Consider the following 23,770-nt stretch of genomic DNA (forward strand, 5'->3'; position numbering starts at 1 on the left):
TCGGGGCGCGGGGGGGGGGGGGGGGGGGGGGGCGCGGGGGGGGGGGCCGGGGGGGGGCCCGGGGGGGGGGGCCCCGGCCCGGCGGGTCGGCCGACTCGGCGAGCCGACCGACGATCACGCGACCGCTCAGGCGGCGTTGGTGACGATGTACTCGACGGCGTCGCCGACGGTCTTCAGGTTCTTGACCTCGTCGTCCGGGATCTTGACGTCGAAGCGCTCCTCGGCGGCCACGACGACCTCGACCATGGAGAGCGAGTCGACGTCCAGGTCGTCGGTGAACGACTTGTCGATCTGGACGTCCTCGGTCGGGATGCCGGCGATCTCGTTGACGATCTCGGCGAGACCTTCCAGGACCTCGGCCTTGTCCATAGCCATACTGGCTGCTCCTCTTCGGTGTTGAACGCGTCCGACCGGCGGACGGACGCAGGCTTGCGGATGAGTGGGGCGAAACGCGCCTAGGGGAGCGTAACGACTGCCGCGGCGTACACGAGACCCGCCCCGAACCCGATGATCAGCGCGAGGTCTCCGCTGCGGGCCTCGCCGCTCTCCAGCATGCGCTCCATCGCCAACGGGATGGAGGCCGCCGAGGTGTTCCCGGTTTCGGTGATGTCGCGGGCGACCGGCACCGAGTCGGGCAGCTTGAGGGCCTTGATCATGGCATCGGTGATGCGCATGTTGGCCTGGTGCGGGATGAAGGCGCCGAGCTGGTCGGCGGTGATGCCGGCGGCGTCCAGCGCCTGCTGGGCCACCTTGGCCATCTCCCAGACGGCCCAGCGGAAGACCGTCTGGCCCTCCATCCGCAGGGCCGGCCACTTGGCCTCCTCACCCGCGCCGTTGACGGCGTCGGGCTTGGCGAACGCGGTGTCCCAGGCCTGGGTCTGCGAGATGACGTCCTTCTGCGAGCCGTCCGAGCCCCAGATCACCTTGCCGATGCCGGGGGTGTCGGAGGGGCCGACGATCGCGGCGCCGGCGCCGTCGCCGAAGATGAACGCGGTCGAGCGGTCCGACTGGTCGGTCAGGTCGCTCAGCCGCTCGACGCCGATCACCAGCACGTACTCGGCGCTGCCGCCGCGGATCATGCCGTCGGCCAGGCCCAGGCCGTAGCCGAAGCCGGCGCAGGCGGCCGAGATGTCGAAGGCCGGGGCGGTGCCGCAGCCCAGGCGCTCGGCGATCTCGGTGGCGATCGCGGGGGTCTGCTTGAGGTGCGAGACGGTCGCGACGATGACGCCGCCGATCTGGTCGGGGGCGATCCCGGCCTGGGCGATGGCCTTGCCGGCGGCCTGCACCGACATCTCGGCGACGCTCTCCTCCGGACCGGCCCAACGGCGCTCGGCGATGCCGCTGCGGGTGCGGATCCACTCGTCCGAGGACTCGATCCACTCCAGGACCTCGGAGTTCGGGATCACGCGGACGGGACGGTAACCGCCCACGCCGTGGATCCGTGAGTACTCGGCCCCGGTCGAAGGACGAATCTGCGGCTTGCTCATGCGGCCACCTCGCTGCGCTCGGCGGTCGCTTCGCAAGATGCGCACCTGCCGATCATTCGTTCGCTGCGCTCACTCATGCCTGGCTCTCCTGGTCCTTACCGCCGTGCTCCGCGATCAGCTCGCGAGCCTTGTCGAGGTCGGCGGGGGTCTTGAGGGCGAGCGTCGCCACACCCTTGAGGTTGCGCTTGACCAGGCCGGTGAGCGTGCCCGCGGGGGCCAGCTCGATCACGGCGGTCGCGCCCAGCGCGGCCAGCGTCTCCATGCAGAGGTCCCAGCGGACCGGGTTGGAGACCTGCGACACCAGACGCTCCAGCACCTCGGTGCCGGAGGAGACCACCGCGCCGTCCCGGTTGGAGACGTAGCGCACCTGCGGATCGGCCACGGTCAGGGTCGGGGCCAGCTTCGCCAGCCGCTCGACGCCCGGGGCCATGTGCTCGGTGTGGAAGGCGCCCGCCACCTTCAGCGGGATCAGCCGGGCGCCGGTCGGCGGGTCCGCCTTCAGCGCCTCCAGCTGGGCGAGCGTGCCGGCAGCGACGATCTGGCCGCCGCCGTTGTTGTTGGCCGGGGTCAGGCCGTGCTCGGTCAGCTTGGCCGCGACGGCCTCCGGGTCGCCGCCGAGGACGGCGGTCATGCCGGTCTCGGTGACGGCGGCGGCCTCGGCCATCGCGCGGCTGCGCTCCCGGACGAAGGTCAGCGCGTCGTGGGCGCCGAGCACACCGGCGCCGGCGGCGGCGGTGATCTCACCGACGCTGTGGCCGGCCACGGCGCCGACCAGGGAACGGGCGGCGGTCTCGTCGGGGAAGAGCGCGCGGGCGGTGACCAGGCCGGCGGCGACCAGCAGCGGCTGGGCGACGGCGGTGTCCTTGATCTCCTCCGCGGAAGCCTCCGTGCCGGCGTGCAGGAGGTCGAGTCCGGCGACCTCCGACCAGCCGCTCAGGCGGTCGGCGACACCGTCGACCTCCAGCCAGGGGCTGAGGAAACCGGGGGTCTGGGCACCCTGTCCAGGGGCGACGATTACGAGCACGGTTCAACCCTCTCTCGCCAGGCGCCCGGGGGCGGGTAGGCGACGGTAACGAAGAAAACCATCCGGGATTGTAAGTTCCCTACATCCTGGTCAGCCCTGCTCGCCGACGGACGTCAGTCGGCCGAGGGCCAGGGCGATCCGCAGCGTGAACGCCGATCGAACGTCCGATGGCGCGTAGCCCGTGACGTCGGTCACACGTCGGAGCCGGTAGCGCACCGTGTTCGGGTGGACGAAGAGCATCCGGGCGGCGCCCTCCAGCGAGGAGGCCTGCTCCAGGTAGACGCTCAGCGTCTCCAGCAGGGCCGAGCCCGCCTCGTCGAGCGGTGTGTAGATCTCCTCCACCAGCTGGCGGCGGGCCGCCTCGTCGCCGGCGAGCGCGCGTTCGGGCAGCAGGTCGTCGGCCAGCACCGGGCGGGGGGCGTCCGGCCAGGCGGCGCAGGCCCGCAGGCCGGCCGCGGCGGCGTGCGCCGAACGGGTGGCCGAGAGCAGGTCGGGCACGGTCGGGCCGACCACGACCGGGCCCGGCGCGAACTGGCCGATCAGCGCCCGGGCCGCGTGCACCGGCTCCTTGTCGCCGCCCACCACGACCACCAGGCGCTTGCCCAGGACGCCCGTCAGCACGTTCAGCTTGGCGTAGCGGGCGGCCCGGCGGATCGCCTCGACGACCAGCTCGCTGTCGCCGTCCGGGGCGCTGCCCATCACCACCCGGACCTGGCTCGGCTGGCCCCAGCCGAGCGCCGCGGCGCGCGAGAGCACTCCCTCGTCCGCATCGCCGGAGAGCAGCGAGTTGACGACCAGCGCCTCCAGCCGGGCGTCCCAGGCGCCGCGCGCCTCGGCCGCCTGGGCGTAGACCTGGGCGGTGGCGAAGGCGATCTCCCGGGCGTAGACCAGCACGGACTCGCGCATGTCCGCCTCGTCGCCGGGGGCGGCCACCTCCTCGATGGCCTCCTCCATCACCTCGATCGTGGTGCGGATCAGCTCGACGGTCTGGCGCAGCGTGATCGCCCTGGTCAGCTCGCGCGGGGCGGTGCCGAAGACGTCGGTGGAGATCGCCTGCGCGGCCTCCGGCTGGCGGTACCACTCGGTGAAGGCGGCGATGCCCGCCTGGGCGACCAGGCCGATCCAGGAGCGGTGCTCCGGCGGCATCCGCCGGTACCAGCCGAGCTGGTCGTCCATCCGCGCGATCGCGGCGCTGGCCAGCTTGCCCGAGGACTTCTCCAGCCGCTTGAGCGTCGCGGCCCGGCGCTCGGCGCGGTCCGCGGCGTTTCTGCGCTCCTGCGGGGTCAGGCGCGGCGCGGAGCGGCCGGGGCGGTGGCGGCCCGGTGCGGAGGCCGGGGCCTTCCCGCCCGGCGCGGGATTCTCGGTGGGGTCGCTGGTGGCGTCTGAGGAAGCGGCTGGCACAAGGACAAGACTGCCTCACGTGAGTCACTGCTCGTGCACACCCCCCGGCGGAGCGCCGCGGTGGCACCCGTCACACCGGTTACGGTGGGGCCGTGACCGACGCCCCCGCCCGCCCCCGCGCGGACCACCGCCGCACCGCCGAGCGCTACCTCTCCACCCCGGCCGAGGGCGTCGAGACCAGGCACGCGTTCTCCTTCTCGGGGCACTACGACCCGAAGAACACGCACTTCGGCGCGCTGCTCGCCTGCAACGAGGAACTCCTCGCGCCAGGGGCCGGGTTCGACGAGCACAAGCACCGGGACACCGAGATCCTCACCTGGGTCCTGGAGGGCGCGCTGGCGCACCGGGATTCGCACGGCCACAGCGGCGTCGTGCGCCCGGGGATGCTCCAGCACCTGAGCGCGGGCTCGGGCGTGACCCACACCGAGCGCAACGTCGGCGGTGCCGAGGGGCCGGTCCGGTTCGTCCAGATGTGGCTCCAGCCGGACGCGTTCGACGCGCCCCCGGCGTACGGGCTGCGCCGGGTGGAAGCGGCCGCGGGCGGGTTGACGCTGCTGGCCTCCGGGCTGGAGCGCGACGCCGGGGCGGACGTCCTGCGGCTGCGGCGCAGCGACGCCGCGCTCTGGCTGGCGACCGCGGGGCCGTGGCAGCCGCTGCCCCGACTGCCCTCCGCGGCTTGGCGCTACGCGCATCTGACGGCCGGCGCGCTGGGCTACCGGACGGTGCCGGGCCCGAAGGGCGAGGGGCGTTCGATGGTGCCGGGGGACAGCGTGCGGATCACCGGTGACGCGTTCGCGGACCCGTCGGCCGGTGAGACCGGCGCCGAACTCCTGCTGTGGGAGATGCACTCGCCGGTCTCGTACGGCTGACTCGGCCGGCCAGCCCCCGGCAGCCAGGCCAGTCCCGGCAGCCAGGCCAGTCCCGGCAGCTAGGCCAGCCCCGGCAGTTCGGCCAGCACCGCGTCGGACAGCTGCGGCCAGGCCTCGGCCGCCCAGGGGCCGAAGTCCCGGTCGGTGAGGGCGATGCAGGCGGCCCCGGCCGCCGGGTCGACCCACAGGAAGGTGCCGGACTGGCCGAAGTGGCCGAAGGTCGCGGGGGAGTTGGCGGTGCCCGTCCAGTGCGGGGTCTTGCCGTCGCGGATCTCGAAGCCGAGGCCCCAGTCGTTGGGGCGGCGGTGGCCGTAGCCGGGCAGCACGCCGCTGGTGCCGGGGAAGGCGACCTCGCGGGTGGCCCGGTGGACGGTGGACGGGTCGAGCAGCTTGGGGGACTGCAGCTCGGCGGCGAACCGGGTGAGGTCGGCGAGCGTGGACAGGCCGCCCGCGCCGGCCGGGGACTTGTGGGCGGTGTTGACCAGGGTGTCGTGCATGCCCAGCGGCTCGAACACCGCCTCGGCGGCGTAGCGCGAGAACTCGATCCCGGCGGCCGTGGCGAGGGCGTTCGCCAGCGCGTCGAAGCCGGCGTTGGAGTAGAGGCGGCGCTTGCCCGGCTCGCCGAACACCCGGTCCTCGTCGAAGCCGAGGCCGGAGGTGTGGGCGAGCAGGTGGCGGACGGTCGAACCGGGCGGGCCGGCCGGGTCGTCGAGCTCGAAGACTCCCTCCTCCACGGCGACCAGCGCGGCGTAGGAGGTGAGCAGCTTGGTCACCGACGCGAGCGGGAACAGGTGCTGCTGCGGTCCGTGCGAGCCCAGCACCGCTCCGTCCGAGCCCCGGACGACCGCCGCGGCGGCGTGGGGGACGGGCCAGTTCTCGATCATCCGCAAGCTCTCCATGGGCCCGACTCTAACGGGGCTCGAAAGCGGGTGGCGGGACCACCCGGTTGTGAGGCTTGCTTGGAGTGCACTCCAACTAGGTAGCGTCGTCGTCATCACGGCACAGGGGGTATCGGTCATGGCCACACTCGCACCCGTCGAGGTCGATCTGCGGAGCTGTTCCGAGGTGTTCGGCCGGCCGGTCGGCGATCCGGACCGGACTCCGCGGCACACCATCAGCGAGGTCTCGGCGGCCAGTGGACTGACCACGCACACCCTGCGCTGGTACGAGCGGATCGGCCTGCTCGACCCGGTCGACCGCGCGGTCGGCGGCCAGCGCCGCTACTGCGACGCCGACCTGCACCGGCTGGCCTTCCTCGGCCGGCTGCGGCTGACCGGCATGTCGGTGGCGGACATGCTCAGGTACGTCGACATGGCCCGCGAGGGCGAGCGGACGTACGAGGGCCGGCGGCAGCTGCTGGTGACGCAGCGCGAGGAGGTCCGGCAGCGGATCGCCGACCTCCAGGCCACTCTCGCCGTCCTCGACTACAAGATCGATCTCTACGCGGGGAAGATCGCCGACGCCGCCGGCGCACCCGTCCAGTGCCAGTACTACCGAGCAGAGGAAGAGCAGCGAGCATGACGCACCCCGCACTCCCCACCGCCCGACTCGGCGCCGACGGCCCGCTCGTCGGTGTCCAGGGCCTCGGCTGCATGGGCATGAGCGAGTTCTACGGCCCGACCGACACGACCGAGTCGCTGGCCACCCTGGACGCCGCCCTGGAGGCCGGCGTCACCCTGTTCGACACGGCCGACATGTACGGCTCCGGCCACAACGAGGAGCTGATCGGCCCGTTCGTCCGGGCCAACCGCGACCGGGTGGTGATCGCCACCAAGTTCGCCATCGAGCGCAGGGCGGAGGACCCGGGCTACCGGGCCGTCCGCAACGACCCCGAGTACATCCGGGCCGCGGTCGACGCCTCGCTGCGCCGGCTGGGTGTCGACGTCATCGACCTCTACTACATGCACCGCCGCGACCCGGCCGTGCCGCTCGCCGAATCCGTGGGCGCCATGGCCGAGTTGGTGCGGGCCGGCAAGGTGCGCCACCTCGGGCTCTCCGAGGTGACCGGGGCCGAGCTGCGCGAGGCGCACGCCGTCCACCCGATCGCCGCGGTGCAGTCCGAGTGGTCGGTGTTCTCCCGCGACGTCGAGCGCTCGGTGGTGCCGGCCGCGGCCGGGCTGGGCGTCGCGTTCGTGCCGTACTCGCCGCTCGGCCGGGGTTTCCTGACCGGCTCCTTCCAGGACGCCGAGCAGCTCCCGGCCGACGACTTCCGGCGCACCCAGCCGCGCTTCACCGGCGCCAACGCGAAGGCCAACGACGCCCTGCTGGAGCCGGTGCGGCGGATCGCGGCGGACCGCGGGGTGACGCCGGCCCAGGTCGCGCTGGCCTGGGTGCACCAGCGGGCGCAGGTGCACGGGCTCACCGTCGTGCCGATCCCCGGCACCCGCAAGCGCACCCGGCTCGCGGAGAACACCGCCGCCGCGACGCTGGAGCTCCGCCCCGCCGAACTGGCGCTGCTGGAGCCGGTGGCCGGCGAGGTGGCCGGGGATCGCTACCCGAGCATGGCGAACACGCAGGTCGAGCGCGAGTAACGGCCTTCGGGGCCGGGCGGGTTCGGCCCGGGGGCTGCTCCGGCTCCCCGGGCCGCTCGCGTACGGCGGGTCAACTCCCGGTAATCGAACGGGATTTCGTATCGAGCGGGCAATCTCCGGGTAAAGCCTGACAACGGCCGTCATGATTGCTGCGATTCTGCTGCCATGAAGGCCGACCGGCTGCTCTCGATCCTCCTGCTGCTGCAGACCCGCGGCCGGATGCCCGCCACGGAACTGGCGGAGCGCCTGGAGGTGTCCGTCCGCACCATCTACCGCGACGTGGAGTCGCTCGCCGCGGCCGGCGTCCCGGTGTTCACCGAGCGCGGCCGGCGCGGCGGCATCGGCCTGCTGCCCGGCCACCGCGCCGACGTCGGCGGGCTGACCGGGGACGAGGCCCGCGCGCTGCTCGTGCTGTCCGCGCGGGGCGCGCACGGCGAGCTCGCACTGGACGGGGCGCTCGGCTCGGCGCTGCGCAAGGTGATGGCGGCGCTGCCGGCGCCGGAGCCGCCCGCCGGCGGGCGCGGCGGCGAGCGCGTCCTGGTCGACCCGCCGCGCTGGCTGCCGAGCGGGGCCGGCGCCGCTGCCGGACCGGACCTGGGCGAGCTGCAGTACGCGGTCTTCGCCGACCGGCGGCTGCGCCTGCGCTACCGGCACGGCGGCACGCCGGTGCCGGTGGAGTACACCGTCGACCCGTACGGCCTGGTGAGCCGGGCCGCGCTCTGGTACCTGGTGGCCGACCTGAACGGCGAGCCCCGGCTGTTCCGGGCCGACCGGGTGCTGGCCGCCGAGACGGCCGAGGAGCCGGTGCGCCGCCGCCCCGGGGCGGGGCTCGGCGACGTGTGGGCGGGGCTGCGCGAGCACGTGGAGCGGCGGCCGAACGAGCTGCCGGTGCGGGTACGGGTGCGGCGCGGGCGGCTGGACCTGTTCGTCCGTGTCCACGGCGGGCGGGTCACCGCGCAGCCGCCGGAGGCGGGCGCCGGGCCGGCCGAGGAGTGGGTCGAGCTGGCGATGGCGTTCCCCACGCCGGCCGCCGTCCGCGCGCTGCTCGCCTTCGGCCCGGAGGCCGAGGTGCTGTCCCCGCCCGCCGCCCGTCGGGAACTGGCCCGGGCGGCGGCGGAGGCGCTGAGGCTCTACCAGGAGTAGGGCGTGCCTTTCGCCCCCGGCCTTGAGCTCCCTGCGGGGATCAGGAGCCGGACTGCGGCCGGAGGACGACGTCCTGGTAGTGGCCGAGCGAGATCGCCGCGAAGTTGTGCAGGCTGTCGGTGCCCTCGGTGAAGTAGCCGTTGTGGCCGGCCGCGCGGGCCGAGGAGATCTCCTCGGCGCCGAAGCCGGAGGACGTCGGGTCGGCGCCGTGGCCCAGACCGCCGACCTCCAGGTACGGGACGTTGCCGATCCAGTCGCTGGGGTTGCGGGTGGCCCACACCTTGACCCCGGTGCCGAGCTCGCTGGTGCTCTGCACGCCCATGCCGGGGCTGCCGAACACCATCATGTCGGTGACGCCGGAGGTGTCGGACGGCGAGGCCGCGGCGCGCGGGATCTCGGGGGCGGCGTCGCCGCAGACCACGGACCCGTAGGAGTGGCACAGCAGGGACGGCGGCGCGTCCGGGCGGGTGGTCTCCTTGAGCCCGGCGAGCAGGCGCTGCAGCCGGGGCGCGCCGATGTCGGCGAGGCGGGAGGTGACGGCGTCCGGGCCGAGGCCGGAAGGGGTGACGTAGCCGGTCCAGGCGATCACCGCGGTGCGGGTCTTCGGGGCCTGCTTGTGCTCCTCGGCGTACAGGGCGCGGGCCATGCCGGCGGGGGAGCGCAGCGGGTCGGCGGCCTGGTCGAAGTGGCCGAGGTCGGCGTCCGAGCCGGGCACCAGGACGGAGACCCGCTCGGCGTCGGCGAGGTCGCCCCACACCTCGGTGACCAGGCCGCGCCCGCGCGGGTCGAAGGCGAGGACCTGGCGGTCGCGGGAGAGCAGGTGCTCGACGTCGTTGGCGCGGGAGACGGCCAGTGCGCGGGCGTCGGAGTCGAGCTTGGGGTCGTTGGCGCGGGCGCGGGCGGCGTCGCGCTCCTCGGTGAGGGCGATCCGGTTGGCGCGGTAGCGCAGGTCGAGCGGGGCGCCGTCGAAGTTGCCGACGACCAGCGGGTACTGCCGGATCAGCCGGTCGAGCTCGGTGGGGGCCAGCGAGGCGAAGAACTCGGCGGCGGCGGCCGGGGTGGTGGTGGCCGGGTCGGGCAGGCCGCGGCCGAAGGAGTGGTCCTGGACCCAGGCGGCGCTGCCGGCCGGGGGCGTGCTGATCGCCAGCTGCTCGGTGGAGGCGGCGGCCGCGGCGGCCGAGGCGCCGGCGTCGGCGAGGACCGCGAAGCCCGCGAACGCCCCGATCAGTACACGCTTCCAGCGTCGACGGTTGCGCACCGCACCAACTCCCTTGGGCCCGTCACCATGTCCTGGGCGGGGCCCGAGGGGTGCGTCAGACTGCGAACTTCCCTCCGCAAGCGTAGAGGTCACGGGAGGGTGACGGACACGCCCAAACTGTGGGATGGATCACATGAACCGTGGGTGTCCGGGTCGCGTCTTCCCGTGGTTCGGGACGCCCCGCCGGGCCGGGGGCGCCGTCGTCCCGGGCGTCACCGCGCCCCCTCGTCGAACTCCCTGACGAGTCGCTTCGGCGCGGTGCGCCGCCAGGCCTCGGTGACCAGGTCGCGGAGCTCCTCGGGGTCGACGAGGTCCAGCCGGACGCTCACCCAGCCGTGCCGGCCGACGTAGGGGGCGGACGAGAACACCTCCGGCTCGGCGGCCAGGAGTTCGGCCTGGTCCTCGGGACTGGCCTTGACGGTGACCCGCTCGCCCTCGGGTGAGCCCATCGCGAAGATCCTGGCCCGCACCCGCAGCGTCTCGATCTCCCACGTCGGCTCCTGCGCGGCCTCCGGAAGGGCCAGGGCCATCGCGCGGAACTCGTCGAACGTCACCATGACGGCAGGTTAGAGCACGCCACCGACAACGCGCCCCCGGTGCGCGCCAAGGCGCTCCGGGGGCGTGTGGCGGCTGGGGCGGGCGGGTCACACCACGCCCAGCGCGTACGCGGTGAACAGGGCCGCACCGGCTCCGGCCACGGCCTTCCACGGGCGGGAGAGGGCCGTCCACGGCGCGTCGAACCGCCGGGCGAACCAACCGATCGCCACCAGTGCGGCCGCGAACAGCGGGAGCAGCGCCAGCCGGGCGGCCACCCAGACGAGGGAGTCCGGCGCGGTGGTCAGCCCGGGGACGGCGCCGAGGCCGGCGGCGCCGGGCACCGCCACGGCGAGCATCGCGGTCTGGTGCCAGCAGAAGACCGTCATCGCCGACAGGTTGACCACGACCACCGGCAGCCACAGCAGCGGACGGCGGGTCAGCAGCCGGCCCAGGCGCTCCCGCAGCAGCACCGCGGCGCCGCACTGCGCCGCCGCCAGGGCGAGCACCAGCAGGGACGGCGGGTGCGAGTTGGTCCGCTCGACGCCGGGCACGCCGACCATGCTCGCCGGGTAGTGGAACACCAGCAGCAGCGCGGCGAACAGCACGGCGCCGCCGCCCAGCAGGACCCGCGCGGCCCGGCGGTCGAGCCGGCCCCGCGCCCACAGCACGCCCAGCTGGTAGCCGAACAGCCAGCCCGGCAGGATGTTGACCAGCCCGACCCAGGACGGCACCGCCTCCGCCCACGGCCCGTACCGCAGTGCGTCCACCACGGCGACGACGGCCACCAGGAGCCCCGCCGACCACGCGCCGAGCCGGCGGGCGGCGGCCAGGCAGACCGAGGTGAGCGCGGTCACCCCCAGGTAGACGGCGATGTACCAGAGCGGCTGCACCACCAGCGTCGCGCCGGTGCGGACGGTGCCGGCCGGGACGCCGAGCCGGGGCAGCAGCGGGATCAGCACCGCCCACACCGCCGTCACGCCGAGCACCGGGCGCAGCAGCCGGACCGTCCGGGCGCGCAGCCAGCCCCCGTAGGTCGTGCCCCTGGCGCGGGCGCGGTCCAGCGAGCGGACCGAGGAGTAGCCGCCGACCAGGAAGAACACCCCGAGCATCTGCAGCACCCAGCTGACCGGGGCGAAGCCGCCGAGGGTGGAGAGCGGGCTGGCGTTGTGCAGGGTGCCGTCGGGGTCGCGGGTGAAGCCGCCGAGCATCCAGTGCCCGAGCGGGACGGCGAGCAGGGCGAGGGCGCGCAGGCCGTCGAGGGCGCGGTCGCGGTGCGCGGGGGTGCGGGCGTCGACCTCGTGGGCGGCGCGGCGCAGGGCGGTGAGCGGGTGGGCCATGGCGGTGCTCCTTCTCCGGTTGCGGCGGTCCGGGCTGGTCAGCGGCCCTGCGCGAGGGCGGCGTAGGCGGTGAGCGAGGCGGTGCCGGGGGCGAAGTAGCCGGTGTGGCCGTGCGAGCCGGTGGACGGCAGGGGGCGGGCGCCGAAGTCCGGGCCGGTCGGGTCGGCGCCGTGGCCGAGGCCGAACAGCGAGACGTTGGGCACCCGGCCGATCCAGTCGGAGTCGTTGCGGGTGGTGGCCCAGAGCGGGACGCGGGGGTCGAGGTCGGCGGCGGAGCCGACGCCCATGCCGGGCGAGCCGAGCACCACCACGCCGGAGGCCTGTGCGGGGCCCGGGTGGGCCAGGCCGCAGACGACCGAGCCGTAGCTGTGGCAGAAGACGGTGGCCGGGGCCTCGGGGCGGGTGCTGACGGCGAGCCCGTCGAGCAGCCGGGTCAGCCGGCCGGCGCCGGCGCGGGCCAGGTCCTCGGTGGCGGCGTCCACGCCGAGTCCGACCGGGGTGGTGTAGCCGGCCCAGGCGATGACGGCGGTCGTCCGGCCGGTGGCCTCGTACAGGGACCTCGCCATGCCGGCGGGGGTGCCGTACGGGTCGGCGGCGCGGTCGAAGTTCAGCAGGTCGATGTCGGAGCCGGGGACGACGACGGCGGTGCGACTCGCGCCGGCCAGGTCGCCGTAGACCTCGGCGACCTGGCCGCGGCCGCGCGGGTCGAAGGCGAGGACCTGCCGTCCGCCGTCGAGCAGGGTGCGGTAGCGCTCGGCGCGGGTGCGGGCGGCGGCCTGGTCCTGCGGGGTGAGCGCCGGGTCGGCGGCGCGGGCGGCCTCCCGGTCGCGCTCGGCGGCGAGGGCCAGGGCGTTGGCGTGGTAGCGGAGTCGGACGGGCGCGCCGTCCAGGTTGCCGACCACCAGCGGGTGCCGGGCGGCGAGGGCCTCGCCCTGGGCGGGCGTCAACCGGGCGAAGAACGCGGCGACTTCGGCCGGGTCGGTGGCGGCCGGGTCGGGCAGCCGGAGGCCGAGGGCGGTGTCGGCCGTCCACGCGGCGCTGCCGGGCGGCGGGCCGGTGACGGCCTGCTGCGTGTCGGCGGCCCAGCCGCCGGCGCCGAGTACCGCCGCGAGCGCGACCGTGGCGGCGGCGATCGCACGCCTGGCCCGAAACTTTCCCATCTTCCCGTGCTCCCTTGTCCGTTGCTCACTGGCGACGGAGAGGAAGGTAGGAACGGGAAGGCCCCGCGGACGTCACACCGCGGGGCCAAGTCGGGGGTGCTACCCCGGTACTACCTGCTACCCACCAGGGGTCACGAGCCCGGACTCGTAGGCGAGCACGACCGCCTGGGCGCGGTCGCGCAGGTCGAGCTTGGCGAGGATCCGGCCGATGTGCGTCTTGACCGTCTGCTCGGCCAGCACCAGGCGGCCGGCGATCTCCTGGTTGGACAGGCCGCGGGCGATCAGCTCCAGCACCTCGGTCTCGCGCGGGGTCAGGCCGTTGAGCCGCACCTTGGGGTCGCGCCGGCGGGCCGGGCGGGTGCGGGCGAAGTCCTCGATCAGCCGGCGCGTCACCGAGGGTGCGAGCAGCGCCTCCCCGGCCGCGACGACCCGCACGGCGGCGATCAGGTCGGCCGGCGGGGCGTCCTTCAGCAGGAAGCCGCTCGCCCCGGCGCGCAGCGCCTCGTACACGTAGTCGTCCACGTCGAAGGTGGTCAGCATCAGCACCTTGGGCCGGTGCGCGCCCGGCACGGCCGGGTCGAGCAGCCGGCGGGCCGCCTCCAGGCCGTCCATGCCGGGCATCCGGACGTCCATCAGGACGACGTCCGGGTGGGTGCGGCCGCTGACCTCCAGGGCCTGCGCGCCGTCCGCCGCGTCCCCCACCACGTCGATGTCGCTCTGGGCGTTCAGCAGTGCGGCGAAGCCGGCCCGCACCATGGCCTGGTCGTCGACGATGATCACGCGGATGGTCATGCGGGTGTCTCCCGGGCGGGGTCGAGGGGCAGGACGGCGGCCACCTTGAAGCCGCCGTCCGGCAGCGGGCCGGTGTCCAGCCTGCCATCCACGAGCCGGACGCGTTCGCGCATGCCGACCAGCCCCTGCCCGGTGCCCTCGGCCGTGGCCTCCAGCGACTCGCGGGGTTCGGGCGGCGGCGCGTTCACCACGGTGACCAGCAGCTCGGGGCCGTCGGCCGTGAGCGACACCCAGGTCCGCGCCCCGGGCGCGTGCCGGACGACGTTGGCCAGCGCCTCCTGGACGATCCGGTACGCGGAGAGGGCGACGGCCTGCGGCACCCGCTCCGCCAGCCCCGGATCCGCCGTCAGCTCGGCCGGCACCCCGGCCCGGCCCACCGTCTCGACCAGCTGGCCGAGTTGCTCCACGCCCGGCTGGGGCGCCGTCTCGGCCGCGCTCTCCTCGCTGCGCAACACCCCCAGCAGGCGCCGCATTTCGGCGAGCGACTCGCGGGCCGAGCCGGCGATCGCGGTGAACTCCTCGACGGCCTCGTCCGGGACACCGCCGATCCGGTACGGCGCGCTGGCCGCCTGCACCGCGATCACCGACATGTGGTGCGCCACCACGTCGTGCAGCTCGCGCGCGATCCGGGCGCGCTCCTCCAGCAGCGTGCGGCGCTCGCGCTCGGCCTCGCTGATGTGCTCCTGCTCGGTGAGCAGCCGGCGGGCCTCGGCGCGTTCCCGCAGGGCACCGCCGAGGACCAGGACCGCGCCGCTGAGGGCGATCGCCAGCAGGCTGTTGTCCCCGCCCCAGTCGCGCACCGCGCCGAGCACGGAGAACACGAGGCTCACGGCGGTGGTGGCCAGCCACACCGCGACCAGGGTGCGGCGCGCCTCGCGGAGGGCGAGCGGCACCATCAGCAGCAGGTACCCGACCAGGTTGGTGGCCGGCCAGGGGAAGACCGGCGCGGTCTTGGTGGCCGTGGCGAGCACCACCACGGCCGTGAGGAGGTCCGTCAGCCCGATCATCCACCAGGCGGGCAGCGGCCGGGCGGGCGCCAGGAGCAGCGGCGCGGTCTGCGCGACGGCGAGGGCCGCCGCGAGCCCGGTGTCGATGCCGTAGTCGTTGGCGAGCACGTTGATCGAGCTGGGCAGCAGCGCGGAGATCGCGGCCAGCGCGAGGACGTACGGCAGGTAGCGCAGCCAGGGCCGGCGTGACTGCGCCAGGAGCGGCGTGTGGTCGGTGGACGGGCTCAGCAGCGCGACGAACAGGGCGCGCGGGGACGGCCGGCGGGGTTTCCCGGTGGGCGGGGCGATCATCCGGCCAGCGTAGGGGCGGGTGGCGCGGTCGGCGTCGGACCGGGGACCGGATCGCGCCTAGTACTCCGGTATGACGCCGGCCATGACTCCGGCGTGACGCCGGGTGCTACGAGCGCCAGTGGCCGGCGAGGGCGGGGCCGAGCTGGTCGAAGTGGCGCTCGATCACGGCGATCATGCCCTCCGGGCCGGCCGGTTCCTGGTCGGCGGTCCAGGAGAGGTGGGCGGCGCGCAGCACGCTGCCGAAGACGGCGGCGAGGACGGTGGGGCGCAGGTCCAGGGCCGGGTCGAGGCCCTCGCGCTCGGCGATCACCTGGACCACGACCCGCTCCTGTTCGGTGACCCGGCGCAGGTGGGCGGCGAGCAGGGTGGGGGTCTCCTCGATCATCCGCATGAGTTCGAGGGCGCTGTGGATGGAGCCGAGGCCGGTGCGCTCGGCGCTCCCGAGGTCGCGCCAGGCCTTGACGATCGAGGCGCGCAGCGCCTGGAGCGGGGTCTCGGCGGCGGGGCGGTGGCGCAGGCACTCGATGAAGTAGTCCTCGGCGTCGGCCATGACGGCGAGCGCGACCTCGTCCTTGTTGGCGAAGTAGCGGAAGAAGGTGCGCTGGGAGACGTCGACGGCCGTGGCGATCTCGTCGACGGTGGTCCGCGCGAAGCCCTGGCCGAGGAAGAGGACGTGGGCGGCCTGGACGAGGGCGTCGCGGGTCTGCTGCTTCTTGCGCTCGCGCAGTCCGGGCACCCGCCCCGGCGGGGTGATCGGCGCGGGGCCGGTCGGGGCAGCGGGGTGGGGGGCGTGAGCGGCCATGGCAGGGCCTTCCGGGCGCGGGTGCGGTCGGGGTGGGAGGACAACCTTAGCGGCCTGACAAATGGCAGCACTGGCCAGAAGTCAGCCTTTGCCTATTGTCAGTGGCTGACATAATCTGCCGGAAGTGGCGCCCGTCGGGCCGGGTAGCTCGTGGGGACGGGTGGGCCGGGGCGCCACGACCACGTTCATTCGGCTTCGTTCGCCGCACACGCCCCGTGGAGGGCCCCAGATGAGCCAGTCCGTCGTCAACAACGCCAAGGCGGACGACCCGCCTCAGCGCTCGGCACAGCCGGGGGGTGGGATCAAGGGCCACCCGTGGCTGACCCTGCTGACCGTCGCGGTCGGCGTGATGATGGTCGCCCTGGACGGCACGATCGTCGCGATCGCCAACCCGGTCATCCAGGAGAAGCTGAAGGCCGCGCCGTCCGAGATCCAGTGGGTGACCAGCGGCTACCTGCTCGCGCTCGCGGTCTTCCTGATCACCGCCGGCAAGATCGGCGACCGCTTCGGGCACAAGACCACGTTCCTGGTCGGCGCGGTCGGCTTCGCCGCCACCTCGGCCGCGATCGGCTTCGCCGGCGACATCCGGACCGTGATCGCCTTCCGCGTCCTGCAGGGCCTGTTCGGCGCGCTGCTCCAGCCGGCCGCGCTCGGCCTGCTGCGCGGGGCCTTCCCGGCCGAGAAGCTCAACATGGCGATCGGCATCTGGGGCGGCGTGATCGGCGCCTCCACCGCGGCCGGCCCGATCGTCGGCGGCCTGCTGGTCGAGCACGTCAGCTGGGAGTCGGTGTTCTTCATCAACATCCCGGTCGGCCTGATCGCGCTCGTCCTCGGCCTGCTGGTGCTCCGGGACGTCCGCGCCGAGAACGCCGCCAAGTCCTTCGACGTGCCCGGCATCGTGCTGCTCTCGGTGGCGATGTTCGCCCTCGTCTTCGGCATCATCAAGGCCCCCGAGTGGGGCTGGGGCGACGCGTCCACGCTGCTGCTCCTCGGCGGCGCCGTCGTGCTGATGGTGCTGTTCGCGCTCTGGCAGGGCAGGGCCGGGGAGCCGCTGATCCCGCTCGGCCTGTTCCGCTCGGTGCCGCTGTCGGCGGGCACGCTGCTGATGGTGCTGATGGCCTTCGCGTTCTTCGGCGCGATCTTCTTCGTCACCTTCTACCTGCAGAACGTGCACGGGATGACGCCGGTCCAGGCGGGCGTCCACCTGCTGCCGATGACCGGCATGATGATCGTCGGCTCGCCGGTCGCCGGCATCGCGATCGGCAAGCTCGGCCCGCGCGTCCCGATCGTGGCCGGCATGCTGATCACCACCGCCGCGATGTTCGGCATGTCCACCCTGGACACCGGCTCCGGCACCGGCGTGATGTCGCTGTGGTTCGTCCTGATGGGCCTCGGCATCAGCCCGGTCATGGTCGGCGCCACCGAGGTGATCGTCGGCAACGCCCCGCTGGAGCTGTCCGGTGTGGCCGGTGGCCTCCAGCAGGCCGCGATGCAGGTCGGCGGCAGCCTCGGCACCGCCGTGCTGGGCGCGCTGATGGCCGCCAAGGTCGGTGACGTGCTGCCCGGCAACTGGGCCAAGGCCGGGCTGCCGCCGGTCGAGGGCCCGCAGGCCGAGGGCCTCAAGCAGGCCGCCCAGCTCGGCATCGCCCCGCCGGCCCCGCCCGGCACCCCGCAGCAGGTCGTGGACGGCATGGCCGGCGCGGTCCACCAGTCCTTCGTGAGCGGCATGTCGCTCGCCTTCGCGGTCGCCGCGGTGGTGGCCTTCGGCGCCGCCCTGCTCGGCCTGCTCACCCGCCGCGGCGCCAACGACGCGGGCCCGGCCGTGCACATCTGACCGCCGCGCGCCCGTACGGCGGCCCCGGACTCGGCGGAGTCCGGGGCCGTTCGCGCACCCGGCGCCGCCCCGGAAGGCCGAAGGGCCGGACCCCCTGCGGGAGTCCGGCCCTTCAGTGTCTACGGGCTGATCAGGCGTCGCCGCCGGCGGCGCCCGGGTCGGCCGCGGTCACGTCGAGCAGCTGGTAGCGGTCGACCGCCTCCTTCAGGGCGCTGCGGTCGATCTTGCCCTGCTTGGCGAGCTCGGTGAGCACCCCCAGGACGACCGACTGCGCGTCGATGTGGAAGAAGCGGCGGGCGGCGCCACGGGTGTCGGCGAAGCCGAAGCCGTCGGCACCCAGCGACTGCCACTGACCCGGCACCCAGCGCGAGATCTGGTCCGGCACCGCGCGCATCCAGTCGGACACGGCGACGAACGGACCCTCGGAGCCCTGGAGCTTCTGGGTGACGTACGGGACGCGCTGCTGCTCCTCGGGGTGCAGCAGGTTGAACTCCTCGGCCTCCACCGCGTCGCGGCGCAGTTCGTTCCAGGAGGTCGCGGACCAGACGTCGGCCTTGACGTTCCACTCCTCGGCGAGGATGCGCTGGGCCTCCAGGGCCCACGGCACCGCCACGCCGGAGGCGAGGATCTGGGCCGGGATCTGGCCGGCGGTGGCCGGCGCGTACTTGTGCAGACCCTTGAGGATGCCCTCGACGTCCACGTTCTCGGGCTCGGCCGGCATCTTGATCGGCTCGTTGTAGACGGTCATGTAGTAGAACACGTCCTCGCCGTGCGGGTGCTCGGCACTGGTGCCGTACATCCGGCGCAGACCGTCCTGGACGATGTGCGCGATCTCGAAGCCGTACGCCGGGTCGTACGCGACGACGCCGGGGTTGGTCGAGGCCAGCAGGTGCGAGTGGCCGTCGGCGTGCTGCAGGCCCTCGCCGGTCAGCGTGGTGCGGCCGGCGGTGGCGCCGATCACGAAGCCGCGGGCCAGCTGGTCGGCCATCTGCCAGAACTGGTCGCCGGTGCGCTGGAACCCGAACATCGAGTAGAAGACGTAGACCGGGATCAGCGGCTCGCCGTGGGTGGCGTAGGACGAGCCGGCGGCGATCAGCGAGGCGGTGCAGCCGGCCTCGGAGATGCCGTCGTGCAGCATCTGGCCGGTCGGCGACTCCTTGTAGGCGAGGAGCAGGTCGCGGTCGACCGACTCGTAGGTCTGGCCGAGCGGGTTGTAGATCTTCGCCGACGGGAAGAGCGAGTCCATGCCGAAGGTGCGGTACTCGTCGGGCGCGATCGGCACGAAGCGGTTGCCGATGCCCTTGTCCCGCATGAGGTCCTTGAGCACCCGGACGAACGCCATGGTGGTGGCGATGGTCTGGTTGCCGGACCCCTTCTTGACCGCCTTGTAGGCGTCGTCGCCGGGCAGTTCCAGCTTGCGCGGGCGCACCTTGCGGGTCGGCACGTAGCCGCCCAGCTCGCTGCGGCGGTCGTGCATGTACTGGATCTCTTCCGAGTCGCGGCCCGGGTGGTAGTAGGGCGGGTAGCCCTCGTCGAGCTGCTTGTCGGTGATCGGCAGGTGCAGCCGGTCGCGGAAGCGCTTCAGGTCCTCGACCGTCAGCTTCTTCATCTGGTGGGTGGCGTTGCGGCCCTCGAAGTTGGGGCCCAGCGTCCAGCCCTTGACCGTCTGGGCCAGGATGACCGTCGGCTGGCCCTGGTGCTCGCGGGCCGCCTTGAACGCCGCGTAGATCTTCTTGTGGTCGTGGCCGCCGCGACCCAGGTGCTGGATCTGCTGGTCGGTCATGCTCTCGACCATCTTGCGCAGGCGCAGGTCGGAGCCGAAGAAGTGCTCGCGGATGTACTGGCCGGTCTCGGTGGCGTAGGTCTGGAACTGGCCGTCCACCGTGGTGTTCAGCTTGTTGACCAGGACGCCGTCGCGGTCCTGCGCGAGCAGCGGGTCCCAGCTGCGGTCCCAGACCAGCTTGATCACGTTCCAGCCGGCGCCCCGGAACTGGGACTCCAGCTCCTGGATGATCTTGCCGTTGCCGCGGACCGGGCCGTCCAGGCGCTGCAGGTTGCAGTTGACCACGAAGGTCAGGTTGTCCAGGCCCTCGCGCGCGGCCAGGGACAGCTGGCCCAGCGACTCGGGCTCGTCCATCTCGCCGTCGCCGAGGAAGGCGTACACCTGCGAGTCGGAGGTGTCCTTGATGCCGCGGTGCTCCAGGTAGCGGTTCATCCGGGCCTGGTAGATCGCACCGAGGGGGCCGAGGCCCATCGAGACGGTCGGGAACTCCCAGAAGTCCGGCATCAGCCGCGGGTGCGGGTAGCTGGACAGGCCGTACGGGGCCTTCGACTTCTCCTGGCGGAACGCGTCGAGCTGCTGCTCGGTGAGTCGGTCCAGGAGGAAGGCGCGGGCGTAGATGCCGGGGGAGGCGTGGCCCTGGAAGAAGATCTGGTCGCCGGACTCGCCCTCGGCGTCCTTGCCACGGAAGAAGTAGTTGAAGCCGACGTCGTAGAGCGACGCGGAGGAGGCGAAGGTGGCGATGTGCCCGCCCACGCCGATGCCGGGACGCTGGGCACGGGAGACCATGACGGCCGCGTTCCAGCGGGTCGCGTTCAGGATCTTGCGCTCGATCTCCTCGTTGCCGGGGAAGAACGGCTCGTCCTTGGTCGCGATGGTGTTGACGTAGTCCGTGCTGCGCATCTCGGGCACGGCGACACGCTTCTCGCGGGCGCGCTCGATCAGGCGGAGCATCAGGTAACGGGCACGCTCGCGCCCCCGCTCGTCGATGGCCGCGTCAAGCGACTCCAGCCATTCCGCGGTCTCCTCGGGATCGAAGTCCGGGACCTGACTCGGAAGGCCGCCAATGATGATCGGGTTGCGATCGGATCCGGAAGCCACGCTGTTCCTTCACTGTCGGTCGAAACTGAGGTGTGTCGCGCCGCCTCCATCGTGCTACCGCGCTCGGAGATCCGTCATCTCTACCGATCGGTAACCGTTCCGCCTGGTGGGCGGGACGGTCTGGCGGTGAGCGGAACAGGCGTCTTCGCCTGCGTCGCGCACCCCCGGGTGTTACGAAAAGAGGTGGTCCGACCTGGTTTCCCGTCCGCCCGATGGCGGGCGGCCGGGGTGAGGGCCAACAGGAGACTCTACGCCCGCGCACGCGCGGACCCGAATGCCGTTCGCATCTCGGGCATGCGTACGGCCTGTGGGCCGGGACCACCCGAAGCATCCTTGTCCCATGCAGAGAAGGGCAAATCGGTGTGATTCCCGCCACCTCGACCGGCGTGTCCCGGTGCGACACGTCAACCTTTGGAGGGGATCGGGGGTCGGGTACTTGCGCGAACCGCCGCGCCCGTGTGGACTACGGCCACAGCCTCGGCATGGATGCCGAGCCGAATACTGGAGGTTATTCCCGTGAGCGCGACCGCGGACCCCGCGGACAAGTCCAACCCGGCGGCCCGTCTCAACTTCGAGGAGGGCCAGATCGTTCAGGAGCTGGGGTACGACGAAGACACTGACCAGGATCTCCGCGAGGGCATCGAGGAGATCACCGGGACGGATCTCGTCGACGAGGACTACGACGACGTCGCCGACGCCGTCCTGCTGTGGCACCGCGACGACGACGGGGACCTCACCGACGCCCTCGTCGACGCCCTGGAGTACCTGGCCGAGGGCGGCCTCATCTGGCTGCTGACGCCCAAGACCGGCCGCGACGGCCACATCGAGGCCTCGGACATCGCCGACGCGGCCAAGACCGCCGGCCTGTCGCAGACCAGCTCCATCGCCGTCGCCAAGGACTGGGCGGCCACCCGCCTGGCGACCAAGGCCGCCCCGAAGGCGGGCGGCAAGCGCTGACCGCGCACCGAGCCCCGGGCCGCTGAAGAGCCCCGGCCCGGGGGCGCCGCGGCGCACACCCACGCGGCGCCCCGGCGGGGGGGCGCCACGCGCGCCCCGCCCCCCCCCCCCCGCGCCGCTCACCCCCCCCGGCGGGCCCCCGGCCCAACCCCCCCGCGGGCCCCCGGCCGTTTTCCGTTCCGGTGTTCCGGTGCTCCGGTGCTCCAGTGCTCCGGCGCCGCTCGGCGTACCGGCTGCCAGGCGTTCCGGTGCCGCCCGGCCTCCGGAGTTCCGCCGCTGCGGCCGGACGCCGCGCCGGGGGAGGCGTTCGCCCAGGGCGAACGCCGTCGGCCGTCCGGCGGCCTGCCCTCACCCGTCCGGCCGAACGCACCCGAACGGATGCGAGGATGTTGGCTCGCCGCGCCCGCCGGGCGGCGCCCGCCCGTCAGAAAGGTCCCACCATGGCCATCGAGGTCGGCACCGGGGCTCCGGACTTCGAGCTCAGGACCCAGCACGGCGAGCTGATCGGGCTCTCGGACTTCCGGGGCGCCAAGGCCGTCGTCCTGGTCTTCTACCCGTTCGCCTTCACCGGGGTCTGCACCGGCGAGCTCGGCGCGATCCAGAAGGAACTGCCGCGGCTGCAGAACGACGCCGTCCAGGTGCTCGGGATCTCCGTCGACTCGCAGTTCTCCCAGCGCGTCTTCGCCGACCGGGAGGGCCTGGACTTCCCGCTGCTCGCCGACTTCTGGCCGCACGGCGAGGTCGCCCGCGCGTACGGCGTGTTCGACGAGGAGAAGGGCTGCGCCCTGCGCGGCACGTTCGTGATCGACAGCACCGGAACGGTCCGGTGGAGCGTCGTGAACGGCCTCCCGGACGCCCGGGACGAGCAGGAGTACCTGCGCGTCCTCGCCTCGCTCTGACGGGCGCGGCCCGGGCCTTCCACGGGTGCGTCGTGGGCCGGCGGGGGAACTTCGAACTACGCTCGGTCCGTTGATCGGGTGGGGCGCGGAGGCCGCCAGGCCGGCTCGTGCCCCGCACCGCACCACCGGGGGCGCGCCGCGCGTGCCTCCCGATTCTTGGAGGACACGTGGGAGTCAGCCTCAGCAAGGGCGGCAACGTCTCGCTCACCAAGGAGGCCCCCGGCCTCACGGCCGTCGTCGTCGGCCTGGGCTGGGACGTCCGGACCACCACCGGCACGGACTTCGACCTGGACGCCAGCGCCCTGCTCTGCAACGACCTCGGCAAGGTGTCCGGCGACGGCAACTTCGTCTTCTTCAACAACCTGCGCAGCCCGGACGGCTCGGTCGAGCACACCGGCGACAACCGCACGGGCGAGGGCGAGGGCGACGACGAGGCGATCAAGGTCAACCTGAGCACCGTCCCGGCCGACGTCCAGAAGATCGTCTTCCCGGTCTCGATCTACGACGCCGAGACCCGCTCGCAGAGCTTCGGCCAGGTGCGCAACGCGTTCATCCGGGTCGTCAACCAGGCCGACAACAAGGAACTCGCCCGCTACGACCTCTCCGAGGACGCCTCGACCGAGACCGCGATGGTCTTCGGCGAGCTGTACCGGGCCGGCGGCGAGTGGAAGTTCCGCGCCATCGGCCAGGGTTACGCCTCCGGCCTGCGCGGCATCGCCCAGGACTTCGGCGTCAACGTCTGATCCGCCGTTCGTCCGACGGGGCGTGCGGCGCCCCGACACCGCGTCACCCGGCCGGGGCGGCCGCGGACCCGAGGGTCCTCGGCCGCCCCGGCTTCGTGCTGTCCGCGGGCGCTGCGAGGATGTGAGTTCAGGAAGTTCAGGCGGCTCAAGGGGGCCGGCCGGGGCCTCGGGCGACTAAACCTGGAACGTCGCGCCGAACAACGCGCCCCGGGAGAAGGCAAGGGAGGAAGAACAGCCATGGTCGTCACACTCGCCAAGGGCGGGAACGTCTCGCTCAGCAAGGCCGCGCCCAATCTGACGCAGGTGCAGATCGGACTCGGCTGGTCCGCCCGCTCCACCACCGGCGCACCGTTCGACCTCGACGCGAGCGCGCTGATCTGCGGCGGGGGCCGGGTGCTGGGGGACGAGTACTTCGTCTTCTACAACAACCTCAGGAGCCCGGAGGGCTCCGTCGAACACCAGGGTGACAACCTCACCGGTGGCGACGACTCCGGCGACGACGAGATGGTCCTCGTCAACCTGGAACTGGTCCCGGCCCAGGCCGACAAGGTCGTCTTCGCGGTCTCGATCTACGAGGCCGAGGCGCGGCTGCAGAACTTCGGCCAGGTGCGCAACGCGTTCATCCGGGTCGTCGACTCCGTGGACGGCCGGGAGATCGCCCGCTACGACCTCTCCGAGGACGCGTCCAGCGAGACCGCGATGATCTTCGGCGAGCTGTACCGGTACGCGGGCGAGTGGAAGTTCCGCGCGGTGGGCCAGGGTTACGCCTCCGGCCTGCGCGGCATCGCCCTCGACTTCGGCGTCAACGTCCAGTAGG

The 23,770-nt window shown here is 73.3% G+C and carries 22 protein-coding genes; 9 read left to right on the forward strand and 13 right to left on the reverse strand.

The annotated features are described in order from the left end of the window. Positions 1-126: 126 nt before the first annotated feature. From ACFV4G_RS12335 to ACFV4G_RS12350, 4 genes are all read right to left on the reverse strand, one after another. Positions 127-375: an acyl carrier protein gene (locus ACFV4G_RS12335; RefSeq protein ID WP_380439280.1), complete on the reverse strand. Its 249-nt coding sequence runs from the start codon at positions 373-375 to the stop codon at positions 127-129. An 80-nt stretch (positions 376-455) separates the two neighbouring features. Further along, entirely contained in the window at positions 456-1,487 is a 1,032-nt protein-coding gene (locus tag ACFV4G_RS12340) for a beta-ketoacyl-ACP synthase III (RefSeq protein WP_380439283.1), read from the reverse strand. Between the two features lie 73 nt (positions 1,488-1,560). Next, positions 1,561-2,511 (reverse strand): ACP S-malonyltransferase, encoded by a 951-nt coding sequence (locus ACFV4G_RS12345; RefSeq protein WP_380439285.1) that lies wholly within the window; start codon positions 2,509-2,511, stop codon positions 1,561-1,563. Between the two features lie 90 nt (positions 2,512-2,601). Further along, positions 2,602-3,798, reverse strand: a complete 1,197-nt coding sequence (locus ACFV4G_RS12350; protein ID WP_380439440.1) for a PucR family transcriptional regulator — start codon at positions 3,796-3,798, stop codon at positions 2,602-2,604. A gap of 206 nt (positions 3,799-4,004) precedes the next feature. On the opposite strand from ACFV4G_RS12350, the gene ACFV4G_RS12355 reads away from it, so the two are divergent. Then, positions 4,005-4,781, forward strand: coding sequence for a pirin family protein (locus ACFV4G_RS12355; RefSeq protein WP_380439287.1), 777 nt, complete (start codon positions 4,005-4,007; stop codon positions 4,779-4,781). 59 nt (positions 4,782-4,840) lie between these two features. On the opposite strand, the gene ACFV4G_RS12360 is transcribed toward ACFV4G_RS12355, so the two are convergent. Beyond that, complete coding sequence (locus ACFV4G_RS12360; protein ID WP_380439289.1) at positions 4,841-5,680, reverse strand: serine hydrolase domain-containing protein; 840 nt, start codon at positions 5,678-5,680, stop codon at positions 4,841-4,843. A 118-nt stretch (positions 5,681-5,798) separates the two neighbouring features. Between ACFV4G_RS12360 and ACFV4G_RS12365 the strand changes: the two genes are divergently transcribed. The 3 genes from ACFV4G_RS12365 (at position 5,799) to ACFV4G_RS12375 (ending at position 8,455) form a co-directional block, all read left to right on the forward strand. Beyond that, positions 5,799-6,302, forward strand: coding sequence for a MerR family transcriptional regulator (locus tag ACFV4G_RS12365; RefSeq protein ID WP_380439291.1), 504 nt, complete (start codon positions 5,799-5,801; stop codon positions 6,300-6,302). Continuing rightward, the gene (locus ACFV4G_RS12370) at positions 6,299-7,312 is read left to right on the forward strand and encodes an aldo/keto reductase (RefSeq protein ID WP_380439293.1); all 1,014 of its coding nucleotides are present in this window, start codon (positions 6,299-6,301) and stop codon (positions 7,310-7,312) included. Before ACFV4G_RS12365 ends, ACFV4G_RS12370 begins: the two co-directional genes overlap by 4 nt. Before the next feature lie 165 nt (positions 7,313-7,477). Beyond that, the gene (locus tag ACFV4G_RS12375; protein WP_380439294.1) at positions 7,478-8,455 is read left to right on the forward strand and encodes a helix-turn-helix transcriptional regulator; all 978 of its coding nucleotides are present in this window, start codon (positions 7,478-7,480) and stop codon (positions 8,453-8,455) included. A gap of 40 nt (positions 8,456-8,495) precedes the next feature. Here ACFV4G_RS12375 and ACFV4G_RS12380 read toward each other — a convergent pair whose 3' ends face one another. The 7 genes from ACFV4G_RS12380 to ACFV4G_RS12410 form a co-directional block, all read right to left on the reverse strand. Beyond that, complete coding sequence (locus ACFV4G_RS12380; protein WP_380439296.1) at positions 8,496-9,713, reverse strand: alpha/beta hydrolase; 1,218 nt, start codon at positions 9,711-9,713, stop codon at positions 8,496-8,498. 212 nt (positions 9,714-9,925) lie between these two features. Then, positions 9,926-10,270 carry an MmcQ/YjbR family DNA-binding protein gene (locus ACFV4G_RS12385; protein WP_380439298.1) on the reverse strand — a complete coding sequence of 115 codons (345 nt, stop codon included), beginning with the start codon at positions 10,268-10,270 and terminating at the stop codon, positions 9,926-9,928. Positions 10,271-10,357: 87 nt separating this feature from the next. Beyond that, on the reverse strand, positions 10,358-11,587 hold the full coding sequence (locus tag ACFV4G_RS12390; protein ID WP_380439300.1) for an acyltransferase: 1,230 nt from the start codon (positions 11,585-11,587) through the stop codon (positions 10,358-10,360). Positions 11,588-11,625: 38 nt separating this feature from the next. Beyond that, positions 11,626-12,747 (reverse strand): alpha/beta hydrolase, encoded by a 1,122-nt coding sequence (locus ACFV4G_RS12395; protein WP_380439302.1) that lies wholly within the window; start codon positions 12,745-12,747, stop codon positions 11,626-11,628. A gap of 117 nt (positions 12,748-12,864) precedes the next feature. Further along, positions 12,865-13,539, reverse strand: a complete 675-nt coding sequence (locus ACFV4G_RS12400) for a response regulator (protein ID WP_380439304.1) — start codon at positions 13,537-13,539, stop codon at positions 12,865-12,867. Continuing rightward, a complete protein-coding gene (locus ACFV4G_RS12405) occupies positions 13,536-14,837 on the reverse strand; it encodes a sensor histidine kinase (RefSeq protein WP_380439306.1) in 1,302 nt (433 codons plus the stop codon). The genes ACFV4G_RS12400 and ACFV4G_RS12405 overlap by 4 nt, the downstream gene beginning before the upstream one ends. A gap of 106 nt (positions 14,838-14,943) precedes the next feature. Beyond that, a complete protein-coding gene (locus ACFV4G_RS12410) occupies positions 14,944-15,639 on the reverse strand; it encodes a TetR family transcriptional regulator (RefSeq protein WP_380439308.1) in 696 nt (231 codons plus the stop codon). 229 nt (positions 15,640-15,868) lie between these two features. On the opposite strand from ACFV4G_RS12410, the gene ACFV4G_RS12415 reads away from it, so the two are divergent. After that, positions 15,869-17,473, forward strand: coding sequence for an MFS transporter (locus ACFV4G_RS12415; protein WP_380439310.1), 1,605 nt, complete (start codon positions 15,869-15,871; stop codon positions 17,471-17,473). A gap of 130 nt (positions 17,474-17,603) precedes the next feature. Here the strand turns inward: ACFV4G_RS12415 and aceE are convergent, their stop codons facing one another. Next, the gene (aceE, locus tag ACFV4G_RS12420) at positions 17,604-20,354 is read right to left on the reverse strand and encodes a pyruvate dehydrogenase (acetyl-transferring), homodimeric type (RefSeq protein WP_380439312.1); all 2,751 of its coding nucleotides are present in this window, start codon (positions 20,352-20,354) and stop codon (positions 17,604-17,606) included. 516 nt (positions 20,355-20,870) lie between these two features. On the opposite strand from aceE, the gene ACFV4G_RS12425 reads away from it, so the two are divergent. The 4 genes from ACFV4G_RS12425 (at position 20,871) to ACFV4G_RS12440 (ending at position 23,769) form a co-directional block, all read left to right on the forward strand. Next, the gene (locus ACFV4G_RS12425; protein ID WP_380439314.1) at positions 20,871-21,311 is read left to right on the forward strand and encodes a DUF3052 domain-containing protein; all 441 of its coding nucleotides are present in this window, start codon (positions 20,871-20,873) and stop codon (positions 21,309-21,311) included. A 440-nt stretch (positions 21,312-21,751) separates the two neighbouring features. Then, positions 21,752-22,210, forward strand: coding sequence for a peroxiredoxin (locus ACFV4G_RS12430; RefSeq protein WP_380439316.1), 459 nt, complete (start codon positions 21,752-21,754; stop codon positions 22,208-22,210). A 167-nt stretch (positions 22,211-22,377) separates the two neighbouring features. After that, positions 22,378-22,953 (forward strand): TerD family protein, encoded by a 576-nt coding sequence (locus ACFV4G_RS12435; RefSeq protein ID WP_380439318.1) that lies wholly within the window; start codon positions 22,378-22,380, stop codon positions 22,951-22,953. Positions 22,954-23,190: 237 nt separating this feature from the next. Then, positions 23,191-23,769: a TerD family protein gene (locus ACFV4G_RS12440; protein ID WP_380439321.1), complete on the forward strand. Its 579-nt coding sequence runs from the start codon at positions 23,191-23,193 to the stop codon at positions 23,767-23,769. Position 23,770: the final 1 nt, after the last annotated feature.

The sequence above is a fragment of the Kitasatospora sp. NPDC059747 genome (assembly GCF_042732955.1).
Classification (GTDB): Bacteria; Actinomycetota; Actinomycetes; order Streptomycetales; family Streptomycetaceae; genus Kitasatospora.